Origin of the sequence: Pantoea pleuroti (assembly GCF_014156615.1) — a bacterium.
GTDB lineage: Bacteria > Pseudomonadota > Gammaproteobacteria > Enterobacterales > Enterobacteriaceae > Pantoea > Pantoea agglomerans.
The window spans coordinates 88,125-100,666 of the sequence record NZ_SBFD01000009.1 but is presented as its reverse complement, the minus strand read 5'-3'; the positions used below and the strand labels follow the sequence as shown (position 1 = coordinate 100,666).

9 protein-coding genes are annotated in these 12,542 nt (G+C 56.0%); 1 reads left to right on the top strand and 8 read right to left on the bottom strand.

Features of this window, described 5'->3' with window-relative positions; genetic code table 11:
* Nucleotides 1–3 precede the first annotated feature (3 nt).
* From EPG66_RS18570 to cysJ, 3 genes are read right to left on the bottom strand one after another with little or no spacing between them, the layout of a single operon-like run.
* A complete protein-coding gene (locus EPG66_RS18570) occupies nt 4–738 on the bottom strand; it encodes a phosphoadenylyl-sulfate reductase (RefSeq protein WP_010672133.1) in 735 nt (244 codons plus the stop codon).
* Nucleotides 735–2,456, bottom strand: coding sequence for an assimilatory sulfite reductase (NADPH) hemoprotein subunit (gene cysI, locus EPG66_RS18565; RefSeq protein ID WP_031593993.1), 1,722 nt, complete (start codon nt 2,454–2,456; stop codon nt 735–737). The genes EPG66_RS18570 and cysI overlap by 4 nt, the downstream gene beginning before the upstream one ends.
* Nucleotides 2,456–4,267: an NADPH-dependent assimilatory sulfite reductase flavoprotein subunit gene (gene cysJ / locus EPG66_RS18560; RefSeq protein ID WP_182687735.1), complete on the bottom strand. Its 1,812-nt coding sequence runs from the start codon at nt 4,265–4,267 to the stop codon at nt 2,456–2,458. Before cysJ ends, cysI begins: the two co-directional genes overlap by 1 nt.
* A gap of 299 nt (nt 4,268–4,566) precedes the next feature.
* Here cysJ and queD point away from each other — a divergent pair, with 299 nt between their 5' ends.
* Nucleotides 4,567–4,926: a 6-carboxytetrahydropterin synthase QueD gene (gene queD, locus EPG66_RS18555; RefSeq protein ID WP_010248568.1), complete on the top strand. Its 360-nt coding sequence runs from the start codon at nt 4,567–4,569 to the stop codon at nt 4,924–4,926.
* Nucleotides 4,927–5,033: 107 nt separating this feature from the next.
* On the opposite strand, the gene queE is transcribed toward queD, so the two are convergent.
* The 5 genes from queE to relA all read right to left on the bottom strand — a co-directional run bounded on the left by queE (nt 5,034) and on the right by relA (nt 12,523).
* Nucleotides 5,034–5,705: a 7-carboxy-7-deazaguanine synthase QueE gene (queE, locus tag EPG66_RS18550; protein WP_033758767.1), complete on the bottom strand. Its 672-nt coding sequence runs from the start codon at nt 5,703–5,705 to the stop codon at nt 5,034–5,036.
* Between the two features lie 400 nt (nt 5,706–6,105).
* Nucleotides 6,106–7,401 carry a phosphopyruvate hydratase gene (eno, locus tag EPG66_RS18545; RefSeq protein WP_010248571.1) on the bottom strand — a complete coding sequence of 432 codons (1,296 nt, stop codon included), beginning with the start codon at nt 7,399–7,401 and terminating at the stop codon, nt 6,106–6,108.
* 76 nt (nt 7,402–7,477) lie between these two features.
* Nucleotides 7,478–9,115 (bottom strand): glutamine hydrolyzing CTP synthase, encoded by a 1,638-nt coding sequence (gene pyrG, locus EPG66_RS18540; protein ID WP_010248572.1) that lies wholly within the window; start codon nt 9,113–9,115, stop codon nt 7,478–7,480.
* Between the two features lie 229 nt (nt 9,116–9,344).
* Complete coding sequence (mazG, locus tag EPG66_RS18535; RefSeq protein WP_064703516.1) at nt 9,345–10,133, bottom strand: nucleoside triphosphate pyrophosphohydrolase; 789 nt, start codon at nt 10,131–10,133, stop codon at nt 9,345–9,347.
* Nucleotides 10,134–10,291: 158 nt separating this feature from the next.
* The gene (gene relA, locus EPG66_RS18530) at nt 10,292–12,523 is read right to left on the bottom strand and encodes a GTP diphosphokinase (protein WP_010248576.1); all 2,232 of its coding nucleotides are present in this window, start codon (nt 12,521–12,523) and stop codon (nt 10,292–10,294) included.
* Nucleotides 12,524–12,542: the final 19 nt, after the last annotated feature.

Below are 12,542 nucleotides of genomic sequence, written 5' to 3'. Positions count from 1 at the left end.
GCGTCAGCCTTCGTGCAGACCACACTCGCGCTTGAGACCGAAGAAGCGCGTCTCTTCTTCTGCCATACCCGGTTCCCACTTGCGGGTGGTATGGGTATCGCCCACGGAAAGATAGCCTTCATCCCACAGCGGATGGTACTTCAGCTTATGCTGTTCCAGATACTGATGAATCTGGCGGTTATCCCAGTCGATAATCGGCAGCAGCTTAAAGACGCCACGCTGGACGCCCAGCACCGGCAGATTCGCCCGACTGCCCGACTGGTCGCGGCGCAATCCGGCAAACCAGGTCTGCGCGCCCAGGGTTTCAATGGCGCGATTCATCGGCTCAACTTTGTTGATCTCGTTATATTTCTCAATCCCCTCGACGCCCTGCTCCCACAGTTTGCCGTAGCGCGCTTCCTGCCAGGCCGGTGAGGTTTCGGCGCGGAACACTTTAAGGTTGAGATTGAGCTGGTCCGCCAGCTCATCAATAAAACGATAGGTCTCCGGGAACAGATAGCCGGTGTCGGTCAGGATCACCGGAATATCGGGCTGCAGACGCGTCACCAGATGCAGCGACACCGCGGCCTGAATACCGAAACTGGAGGAGAGCACATAGGCACCCGGCAAATTCTCCAGCGCCCAGCTGACCCGCTCTTCCGCTGATGACTTCTCCAACTGCGCATTGGTCGCGGCCAGCGCCATAGCACGCTGGACTTTGGACATCTCATTCAGTGCTGCGAGGTCGGGGTGACTCATTTTGCTTCCTCCCAAAAATCGCGTGCCGGGTCCAGCACCGGCGCAACAATGCCCGCGCGGATGGTGAAGTCACCAAAGCCTTCCGCGGCCTGGCGCTCAGTGGCCCAGCGTCCCACCAGCTCATCAATGGTGGCGAGAATTTCGCTTTCGTTAATGTTTTCACGGTACATGCGGGGAATACGCGTTCCGCTGCGGTTTCCACCCAGATGCAGGTTGTAGCGACCTGGCGCTTTACCCACCAGACCCAGCTCAGCCAGCATGGCACGGCCACAGCCGTTGGGACAACCGGTAACGCGTAACACTATGTGCTCATCACCAACGCCATGCGCATGCATGATCCCTTCCACTTTGGTCACGAAGGCAGGCAGGAAGCGCTCGGCTTCTGCCATCGCCAGCGGACAGGTCGGGAACGCCACGCAGGCCATCGAGTTTTCGCGCTGTGCCGTAACGCGATCCATCAGACCATGTTCGCGCGCGATCGCTTCAATCTGCGCTTTTTCGCTTTCCGGCACGCCCGCCACAATCAGGTTCTGGTTAGCGGTCAGGCGGAAATCGCCCTGATGAATTTTTGCAATTTCAGCGATGCCGCTTTTCAGCGGTCGGCCCGGATAGTCGAGCAGGCGACCATTTTCGATAAACAGCGTCAGGTGCCATTTGTTGTCGATGCCTTTAATCCAGCCAATACGATCGCCACGGGTGGTGAACTCATAAGGACGGATCGGCTCAAACGTCACACCGGCACGTTTTTCAACTTCGGCTTTAAAGGTCTCGACACCAACGCGTTCCAGGGTGTACTTGGTTTTGGCGTTTTTACGGTCGGTACGGTTGCCCCAGTCGCGCTGCGTCGTGACCACCGCCTCGGCGACGTCGAGGATCTTCTCCACCGGGAAATAGCCAAACTCGCTGGCGGTGCGCGCATAGGTCGCTTTGTTACCGTGCTCAATCGACAGCCCGCCACCCACCAGCAGGTTAAAGCCCACCAGCTTGCCGTGCTCGGCGACAGCGACAAAGTTCAGATCGTTGGCGTGCAGATCCACGTCGTTATGCGGCGGGATCACTACGGTGGTTTTGAATTTACGCGGCAGATACGTTTCACCGAGGATCGGCTCTTCGTCGGTGGTGGCGACTTTTTCTTTATCCCACCAGATCTCTGCATAGGCACGGGTGCGTGGCAGCAGATGCTCAGAGAGTTTCTTCGCCCACTCATACGCTTCCTGATGCAGCTCCGACTCAACCGGGTTCGAGGTACAGAGCACGTTACGGTTGACGTCGTTGGCGGTCGCCAGCGCATCCAGCCCCACCTCATGCAGCATCTGATGCGTCGGCTTGACGTTCTTCTTCAGAATGCCGTGAAACTGGAAGGTCTGACGGTTAGTCAGACGGATGCTGCCATAGATGGTTTTATCGGTGGCAAATTTGTCGATGGCCAGCCACTGAGTCGGCGTAATGATGCCGCCCGGCAAGCGGCAACGCAGCATCATGGCGTGGCGCGGCTCCAGCTTCTGCTCAGCACGTTCGGCACGAATATCGCGATCGTCCTGCTGGTACATGCCGTGAAAACGGATCAGCAGGAAGTTATCGCCGGTAAAACCGCCGGTCAGACCCTCTTCCAGATCTTCTTTAATGGTGCCGCGCAGATAGTTGCTCTGCTTCTTCAGACGCTCAGCGTCTGCTAATTTGCCTTCTACAACCAGCGGTCCAGGGTGTTTATCGCTCATTAGTAAACGTCTCGCTGATAACGGCGCTCAATGCGCAGCTCACTTAAAAATTCGTCGGCCGTTTCACGATCCATTCCGCCGTGTTCGACCACCACATCCAGCAATGCCTGCTCGACGTCTTTTGCCATACGATTCGCATCGCCACAGACATAAAGATGCGCGCCCTCTTCAATCCAGCGCCACACTTCGGCCCCTTTCGCGCGGATCTTATCCTGTACGTAAATCTTCTCTGCCTGATCGCGCGACCAGGCGAGGTCGATATGAGTCAGCAGACCATCCTTCACATATTTCTGCCACTCCACCTGATAGAGGAAATCGTCGGTGAAGTGCGGATTACCAAAGAATAGCCAGTTTTTGCCGCCGGCACCGTCGTTGTCGCGCTGCTGCATAAAGGCGCGGAACGGCGCGATGCCGGTGCCCGGGCCAATCATGATCACCGGCGCATCCGGATTAGCCGGCAAGCGGAAATTGTCATTGTGCTCGATGAAGACCCGGACTTCGCCCTCTTCTTCAATGCGATCGGCCAGCCAGGTCGATGCACCGCCACCACGCTGGCGACCTTCAATATCAAAGCGAACGGCACCGACGGTGATATGCACTTCGGTATCGGTTTCAGCCTGCGAAGAGGCGATAGAGTAGAGTCGCGGCGTCAGCGGTCGCAGCAGTCCGGTCAGCTGTTCAGCGCTGAGTTCGGACGGTGCCAGGCGCACCATATCCACAATCGGATAGTGCTGCGCATAGTGCTGCAGCCTGGCTTTATCATCCACCAGTGAGAGCAACTCCGCGTTGCGTGACAGCTGGGCATACTGCGCCACGATCTGCGCGGTGTTAACCGTCAACTCGAAATGCTTCTGCAACGCCTCCGCCAGCGGCAGGGTTTTCCCCTGAACCTCTACCGGCTCATCGCCTTTCAGCCAGACCAGCTCCAGCAGTTCGCTGACCAGCGCCGCGTCGTTCTCATACCAGATGCCCAGCGCATCGCCAGGCTGGTAGCGCAGACCGGAATCGCCCAGATCGATTTCGATATGGCGCACATCTTTATCTGAGTCCCGTCCGGTAATTTTCTGATTCACCGCAAGACTCGCGCTGAGCGGCGACTCTTTAGTATAGGGGCTGGTGGTGACTTCGTTGACGCTGCCGGCTGCTGTCGCCGCAGCCTGCGCCGGGGATTCGGTCGGCACGCGTTTCTTGAGAATTTCCGTCAGTGCATTGCGCCAGGCGGCAGCCTGCTCCGCATACTCAACATCTGCATCAACGCGATCCAGCAGACGCTCGCCGCCCAGCTCCGCCAGTCGGTTGTCAAAATCTTTACCCGCCTGACTGAAGAATTCATAAGAGGTGTCGCCCAGGCCAAACACCGCGAAGGCGGCACCCTCCATTTTCGGTGCCTTTTTAGACATCAGGAATTTATGCAGCGCCACCGCCTCTTCCGGCGGTTCGCCTTCGCCCTGCGTGGAGGTTACAACCACCAGCATTTTTTCCTGGCCAATCTGTTTGAACTTGTAATCACCGGCATTCACCAGGTTTACGTTCAGCTTTGCGGCCAGCAGGTCATCACGCAACTGCTCAGCCAGACGACGTGCGTTGCCGGTCTGGGAGGCGGAAAGCAGCGTAATGGCGGGCGCTTCGGCCGGAGCCGGAGCAGATGCAGTGCTGGCGACGGCGCTACCCGGGGTCTGTTCCACCCTGCCCCAGAAATAGCCTGACAGCCACGCCAGTTGAGTCGGGGAATAATCTGTCGTCGCCGCCTGTAAGCGAGCGAGTTGTTCCGGGGAGAGCGGAAGCATTGAACCAGGTGCCTGAGTCGTCATCGCGTTAAAAATTCCAGTATCAGAAGTCCGGACCGTAAAATGGCGGAAGAGTGCGTAGGTTACCGGTCCGTATATTAACGATTAAATACACCTTCGACATATCAAATAACCAAAATGACTAAATGGTTTTCCAGGTAGGAATAATCGTTAAAAGTGGTAAGCAAAGCGGTGATATATCAGTTAATTAGCTGGACGCCACTGTATAAACGCGCAGGAAAAGGTTCGGTTTGTGCGGGGCGGGTGCGAAAAAAGCGGTAATCAGGTAGAATTCAGCGGTTTTTTAATGTCTGAGAACCACTATGTCTACCACCTTGTTTAAAGAGTTCCAGTTCGAAGCCGCGCATCATTTACCGAATGTGCCGGCCGGACACAAATGTGGCCGTCTGCACGGTCATTCGTTCCTGGTTCGTCTGGAGATTACCGGCGAAGTGGATGCGCATACCGGCTGGGTTATGGATTTTGCTGAGCTGAAAGCGGCGTTTAAGCCGGTCTACAATCGGCTGGACCACTACTATCTGAATGATATTCCCGGCCTGGAAAATCCCACCAGCGAAGTGCTGGCGAAATGGATCTGGGATCAGATGAAGCCGCAATTGCCGCTGCTAAGCGCGGTGATGATCAAAGAAACCTGCACCGCAGGCTGCGTTTACCGCGGCTAACCCTGTCGGATCGAACTCTTCGATCCGACGCGGCTTCTCTCCATCCCGCCTCTGACGCTCAACGCTTCCCTGTGGTTAACGGCTCAATGCGTGCCGCTTTATCAGGATCAGGCGATATTGAGATATTTATGGGTCTGCATCGACAGACGCCAGTTACGGGCAATGCAGGTCTCAATACAGAGCCGGGTTGCATCATCTTTGCGGCTGATCGGCTGCAGGGCGATGATACGCGCTTTGGTGTCATCAATGCCTGCCAGCAGCAGATCCAGCGCTTCCACATCACGCTCGCGCGCTACCGGATGCTTGATTTCATCGGCCCGGCTCAGCGCCTGGGGCAGAACATCGTAGCCGCCGCGCATATTGACCTTCGGCGAGACGGTCACCCAGGTCCGTTCGGAACAGTGGATTTCGTGGGTTCCGCTGGTCTCAATCTGGCACTGGAAACCGTGCTGCTCCAGCGCAGTGGTTAACGGACGCAGATCGTAAATCGCAGGTTCACCACCGGTGATCACCACATGACGCGCCGTCCAGCCCTGCTGCGCAATGGCACTCACCAGGGTCGCCGCGTCGGCATCACCCCAGGCGTCGCTTTCCACCGTCTTGATCAAAATATCGCCCAGCGACGTTTCCCGATCTGTCCGCTTTTCCCAGGTGTGTTTGGTATCGCACCAGCTACAGCCCACCGGGCATCCCTGCAAACGAATGAAAATGGCAGGCACGCCGGTGTAATAACCTTCGCCCTGCAGTGTCTGGAACATTTCGTTAATCGGGTATTGCATTACGGACTCGCTTGAAAAAAACAGGGCGCTGATTATGGCAGATTTGCCGCGCAGCTCAACCACGCGTTGTGCCTTTTCTCCGCGCCGGACAAAACACAAAAGAGGGGCTTCAGATGGCTAACAGGCTCAAAACGTGGATGGCCAGGACCGAAGAGCAAAGCGTCCCCCGCTCAGGAAAAAAACGCCGGGAGCGTTTTTGAACAACGCAAAGCGTTGGCCCGGTAATGGTCGCACCTCAGGGATGAGGTACGTAATCGCGCGGACCGGGCCGGCAGAGATGCCGCTTATGCGATCGGGCCTTGCCATCTGCGTCTGCACACCGCCACCAACAAAAAGCCCCGCACAAGGCGGGGCTTCAGGGGCCGATGATGTCACTTAGCGCGACATCAACGCACAGTCATTACTGACCTTTAACTTCTTTCAGACCGTTGAATGGCGCTTTAGAACCCAGCGCTTCTTCGATACGGATCAGCTGGTTGTACTTAGCAACACGGTCAGAACGGCTCATTGAACCGGTTTTGATCTGGCCCGCTGCAGTACCTACCGCCAGGTCAGCGATGGTCGCATCTTCGGTTTCGCCTGAACGGTGAGAGATCACGGCAGTGTAGCCCGCGTCTTTCGCCATTTTGATCGCAGCCAGAGTTTCGGTCAGAGAACCGATCTGGTTGAATTTGATCAGAATGGAGTTAGCGATACCTTTATCGATACCTTCTTTCAGGATTTTGGTGTTGGTAACGAACAGGTCATCACCCACCAGCTGGATTTTGTCGCCCAGTACTTTGGTCTGGTAAGCGAAGCCGTCCCAGTCAGATTCGTCCAGGCCATCTTCGATAGAAACGATCGGATACTGTTTAGTCAGATCTTCCAAGAAGTGGGTGAACTCTTCAGAGGTAAACGATTTGCCACCTTCACCGGCCAGAACGTATTTGCCATCTTTGTAGAACTCAGATGCCGCACAGTCCATCGCCAGGGTGATGTCTTTGCCCAGCTCGTAGCCTGCTGCTTTTACCGCTTCAGCGATAACCGCCAGTGCTTCGGCGTTGGAACCCAGGTTAGGCGCGTAGCCGCCTTCGTCACCCACAGCAGTGCTCATGCCTTTGCTTTTCAGCACTTTTGCCAGGCTGTGGAACACTTCAGAACCCATACGGATGGCTTCTTTCAGGTTCGGAGCGCCAACCGGCTGGATCATGAATTCCTGGATGTCGACGTTGTTGTCGGCATGTTCGCCGCCGTTGATGATGTTCATCATTGGCAGTGGCATAGAGTATTTGCCTGGGGTGCCGTTCAGTTCAGCGATGTGCTCATACAGCGGCTGACCTTTAGAGGCTGCAGCAGCTTTAGCGGCTGCCAGTGAAACAGCCAGAATGGCGTTAGCACCGAAGTTAGATTTGTTCTCAGTACCGTCCAGGTCGATCATGATCTTATCGATGTTCGCCTGATCTTTCGCGTCTTTGCCTTTTACCGCTTCAGCAATCGGACCGTTTACTGCAGCAACGGCTTTGGTTACGCCTTTGCCCAGATAACGTGATTTGTCACCGTCACGCAGTTCCAGCGCTTCGCGTGAACCGGTAGAGGCACCTGATGGCGCAGCTGCCAGGCCTACGAAACCGCCTTCCAGATGCACTTCAGCTTCAACAGTCGGGTTACCACGTGAGTCGATAATTTCGCGACCGATGACTTTTACGATTTTGGACATTACGATTTTCCTCAGTACAAGTTAGTCAATCCTAAGACAAGCAACGCGCGAAAAGTTCGCGCGCTGCCTGTGAAACTTACTTCGCTAAACGCTTCTGATGCTCATGTGCGGCTTTAACAAAGCCGGCAAACAACGGATGGCCGTCGCGTGGGGTCGAGGTAAACTCAGGATGGAACTGGCAGGCCACAAACCACGGATGGTTCGGGATCTCGATAATCTCAACCAGTTGATCATCACCAGAGCGACCTGCTACGCGCAGACCGGCTGCTTCAATCTGCTTTAACAGCATATTGTTCACTTCATAGCGGTGGCGATGGCGCTCAACGATAGTGTCAGAGCCGTAGAGCTGGCGAACCTGGCTGCCCGGCGTTAACTGACACTGCTGGCTGCCCAGACGCATGGTGCCGCCCAGATCGCTCTGCTCGCTGCGGACTTCGACGTTGCCATCTTCGTCACGCCATTCGGTGATTAATGCCACCACCGGATATTTACAGTCTGGCACAAATTCCGTGGAGTTGGCGCCCGGCATCCCGGCGACATTGCGGGCGAACTCCATCAGCGCAACCTGCATGCCCAGACAGATGCCCAGGTACGGCACGTTGTTTTCACGTGCATACTGCGCGGTCATCAGCTTGCCTTCCACGCCACGGTAACCGAAGCCACCCGGGATCAGAATCGCATCCAGATCTTTCAGTAATTCGACACCGCGTGATTCAACATCCTGCGAATCGATCAGTTTGATGTTCACGGTGACGCGATTTTTCAGGCCGCCATGTTTCAGCGCTTCGATTACCGACTTGTAGGCATCCGGCAATTCAACATACTTGCCCACCATACCGATGGTGACTTCACCACCCGGATTGGCTTCTTCGTAGATCACCTGCTCCCATTCGGCCAGGTTGGCTTCCGGTGCATTCAGGTTGAAGCGCTTGCAGATATAGTCATCCAGGCCCTGCGATTTCAGCATGCCAGGAATCTTGTAAATGGAATCAACGTCTTTCAGCGAGATAACCGCTTTTTCAGGGACGTTACAGAACAGGGCGATTTTAGCGCGTTCGTTGGCCGGTACGGCACGGTCAGAACGGCAAATCAGCACGTCTGGCTGAATACCAATCGACAGCAGCTCTTTCACCGAGTGCTGGGTCGGTTTGGTTTTCACTTCACCGGCAGCTGCCATATACGGCACCAGCGTCAGGTGCATATACATGGTGTGTTCGCGGCCCACATCAACGGCCATCTGGCGAATCGCTTCCAGGAACGGCAGTGATTCGATATCCCCGACCGTGCCGCCGATTTCGACCAGCACCACATCATGACCTTCACCGCCTTCAATAATGCGTTCTTTGATGGCGTTGGTGATGTGCGGAATAACCTGAATGGTTGCGCCCAGATAGTCGCCACGGCGCTCTTTGCGCAGGACTTCTGAGTAGATACGGCCAGTGGTGAAGTTATTACGACGCGACATTTTGGTACGGATGAAGCGCTCGTAGTGACCCAAATCCAGATCGGTTTCAGCGCCGTCATCAGTGACGAAAACTTCACCGTGCTGCGTCGGGCTCATGGTGCCTGGATCCACGTTGATATACGGGTCCAGCTTCATGATGGTCACGTTCAGACCACGGGCTTCGAGAATGGCTGCGAGGGAGGCTGCGGCAATGCCTTTACCCAGAGAGGAAACGACCCCGCCGGTCACAAAAATATAATTCGTTGTCATGCTGAACCTGAGAGTTTAGGTTTAAAGACGGTGGAATAACCAGGACGGGAAAACAGTATACTGGAAACCGCTATCAGCCACAATTGATGAATCACCGCCATCCTCCAACGCATTGCTGCGGCTAACATAGCCGATAGCCGCCAATGAAATGTTGACGTGCGTCACAAAGTTGCCGTCAGGCTGAATCGAGTAAGCGAAAGCGGTGACTTTATGCACAGCGCTGGAATAATCAGCGCTTCTCGCCCCGTTTCACCTGCTGCCAGGCGGCTTCCATCTGCTCCAGCGTGGCACCCGGCATACTTAACCCCTGTGCAGCGATGATCGCTTCGACTTCGCGGAAGCGGCGCTCAAACTTGTCGTTGGCCTTTTGCAGCGCGGTTTCTGCTTTGCTGCCCAGATGGCGCGACAGGTTAACCGTGGCGAACAGCAGGTCGCCAATCTCCTCTTCCAGCTTCTCACCATCCACCACACTCTGCTGCGCCTCGTGCATCACTTCATCAATCTCTTCATGCACTTTAGCCACCACCGGTCCCAGCGTGGTCCAGTCGAATCCGACATTGTGACAACGCTTCTGAATCTTGTGGGCGCGCATCAGTGCGGGCAGAGCCTTAGGGATATCATCCAGCGCCGAATGCTGGGCTTTGTCAGCCCGCTCAGCGGTTTTTATCGCTTCCCAGTTTTTCAGCACTTCGCTGCTGGTTTCTGCTGTGGCATCGCCAAAAATGTGTGGATGGCGGCGCTCCAGCTTGTCGCTGATTGCGTGGCAGATATCCTCAAAATTAAAGCGATCCTGTTCGCTGGCCATCTGCGCATAGAACACCACCTGGAACAGCAGATCGCCCAGCTCACCGCGCAGATCGTCAAAATCTTCGCGCTGGATAGCGTCCAGCACTTCGTAGGTCTCTTCCAGCGTATAGGGCGCGATGGTGGCGAAGGTCTGTTCACGATCCCACGGACAGCCATTCTGTGGATCGCGCAGGGTTTTCATTATGCCAAGCAGGCGCTCAATAGCGTTCATTCAGGAGGATCCTTGATTAGTGAGATGACAGGCAACGGGCGAAGAGGCAAAGCGTACAACACGGCCGGACGCCGTGAATAGCGTCCGGCCGTGTCTGGTGGTGCAGAAAACGCCTGCGCAACCTCCTGCTGCCGGTTGCCTCAGTGCCTGACTGAATATCAGTGCAGGCGACGGGCGTCAATGATATCAGAGACCTGGTTCAGACGCGCCAGGACACGTCCCAGTACCTGATGGTTGTAAATCTCGATATCCATGTCGATGGTCGCCAGCTGTTTTTTGGTGTCGCTGCGGCTTGAGACGCCCAGGACATTCACTTTCTCGTTAGCGAGAATGGTGGTGATGTCGCGCAGTAAGCCGCTGCGATCGTTGGCGGTCACGCGCACCACCAGCGAGTAGCCGCTGGAGTAGCTTTCGCCCCACACCGCATCGACGATACGTTCCGGCGCATGCGAAATGAGTTCAGCCAGCTGGTCGCAGTCGGCGCGATGAATAGAGATGCCGCGCCCCTGGGTGATGAAGCCGACAATATCATCCCCCGGAATCGGCTGGCAGCAGCGGGCAATGTGGTGCATCAGGTTGCCCACGCCTTCCACGACGACGCGTCCGCTCTCTTTGCGTGAAGAGGGAGTGTACGATTTCTGGGTCAGCTGGCGCAGCGCTTCGCGATCTTCCTCTTCGGCGCTCGGCTTGTTCAGCTTCGCCTGCAGGAAGTTAACCATCTGGTTAAGACGAATATCGCCGCCGCCAATCGCCGCCAGCAGCTCTTCAAGCGAGGTGACGTTATAGCGCGGCAGCAGCAGTTTTTCGGCTTCACGCAGGCTGATATCCAGCTGATTCAGTTCGTTATCCAGAATCTGCCGTCCGGCGATAATATTCTTGTCGCGATCCTGCTTGCGGAACCAGTTGTGGATCTTCGAGCGCCCACGGTTGGTGGTGATGTAGCCCAGATTCGGATTGAGCCAGTCGCGGCTCGGGTTCGGTTGCTTCTGGGTGATCACCTCAACCTGATCGCCCATCTGCAGCTGGTAGGTGAACGGCACGATACGGCCACCGATTTTCGCGCCGATGCAACGGTGACCGATGTCGCTGTGAATATGATAGGCAAAGTCGAGCGGCGTCGATCCAGCGGGCAGATCCACCACGTCGCCTTTCGGGGTAAAGACGTAGACCCGGTCATCGAACACCTGGCTGCGGACCTCTTCCAGCAGCTCGCCGGAGTCCGCCATCTCTTCCTGCCAGCTGATGAGCTTACGCAGCCAGGCGATCCGCTCTTCATGACCGGCCGCGCCACGCGCGCTGCTGGAAGTTGGCCCCTCTTTATATTTCCAGTGCGCCGCCACGCCCAGCTCAGCATCTTCATGCATCTGGCGGGTACGGATCTGGATTTCCACCGTTTTGCCCTGCGGCCCTAACACCACCGTATGAATCGACTGGTAGCCGTTGGGTTTGGGGTTAGCGACGTAGTCATCAAACTCGCTGGGCAGATGGCGATAGAGCGTATGCACCGTACCCAGCGCACCGTAGCAATCCTGCAGGCGATCGGCGACGATGCGCACCGCCCGTACGTCAAACAGCTCATCAAAGGCCAGCGATTTTTTCTGCATCTTGCGCCAGATGCTGTAGATATGTTTCGGACGGCCATAGACTTCAGCGCGCACGCCCTCTTTGACCATCTCTTTGCGCAGATTACTGACGAAGTTTTCGATGTACTGCTCACGGTCAATACGCCGCTCGTGCAGTAATTTAGCGATGCGCTTATATTCGTCGGGATGCAGGTAGCGGAAGCAGTAATCTTCCAGCTCCCATTTGAGCTGACCAATACCGAGACGGTTGGCCAGTGGCGCATAGATATTGGTGCTCTCTTTGGCGGCCAGTACCCGCTCATCTTCCGGCGCATCTTTCATTTCGCGCAGGTTCATGATGCGTTCAGCCAGCTTCAGCACTACGCAGCGGAAATCCTCCACCATCGCCAGCAGCATGCGGCGGACGTTATCCACCTGTTCAGAGGCCATGGAGTCGTTGTGGATCGCTTTCAGCTGGCGGATGGCGTCCATATCGCGCACGCCGTGTACCAGCGAGACAATGCCTTTGCCGACGGCGGTTTCCAGCTCCTCTTCACTCACCACTTCATCGTTAGCCAGCGGGAAAATCAGCGCCGCACACAGGCTTTCGATATCCATGCTGAGCATTGAGAGGATTTCAACCATCTCAATACCGCGCCACAGCAGCAGCGACTGATCAGGATGGCCCTGCGTCTGCGCTTCGCAGTAGCGCCAGGTCTCGGCCACACGTTGACATGATTGCGGGTTGGCAATACCGAGACTGGCGATCCACTGGTCGAGGGCGAAATCCCCCTCAGTATTTAAATGCGCACTTCTGACCGCAACCATAACCTCTCCTGCACAACGA

Bases quoted from the DNA above. Each gene is read 5' to 3' on its own strand.
- queE (WP_033758767.1), bottom strand. From the start codon at position 5,705: ATGCAATACCCGATTAACGAAATGTTCCAGACACTGCAGGGCGAAGGT.
- pyrG (WP_010248572.1), bottom strand. From the start codon at position 9,115: ATGACAACGAATTATATTTTTGTGACCGGCGGGGTCGTTTCCTCTCTG.
- cysJ (WP_182687735.1), bottom strand. From the start codon at position 4,267: ATGACGACTCAGGCACCTGGTTCAATGCTTCCGCTCTCCCCGGAACAA.
- queD (WP_010248568.1), top strand. From the start codon at position 4,567: ATGTCTACCACCTTGTTTAAAGAGTTCCAGTTCGAAGCCGCGCATCAT.
- eno (WP_010248571.1), bottom strand. From the start codon at position 7,401: ATGTCCAAAATCGTAAAAGTCATCGGTCGCGAAATTATCGACTCACGT.
- mazG (WP_064703516.1), bottom strand. From the start codon at position 10,133: ATGAACGCTATTGAGCGCCTGCTTGGCATAATGAAAACCCTGCGCGAT.
- relA (WP_010248576.1), bottom strand. From the start codon at position 12,523: ATGGTTGCGGTCAGAAGTGCGCATTTAAATACTGAGGGGGATTTCGCC.
- cysI (WP_031593993.1), bottom strand. From the start codon at position 2,456: ATGAGCGATAAACACCCTGGACCGCTGGTTGTAGAAGGCAAATTAGCA.
- EPG66_RS18570 (WP_010672133.1), bottom strand. From the start codon at position 738: ATGAGTCACCCCGACCTCGCAGCACTGAATGAGATGTCCAAAGTCCAG.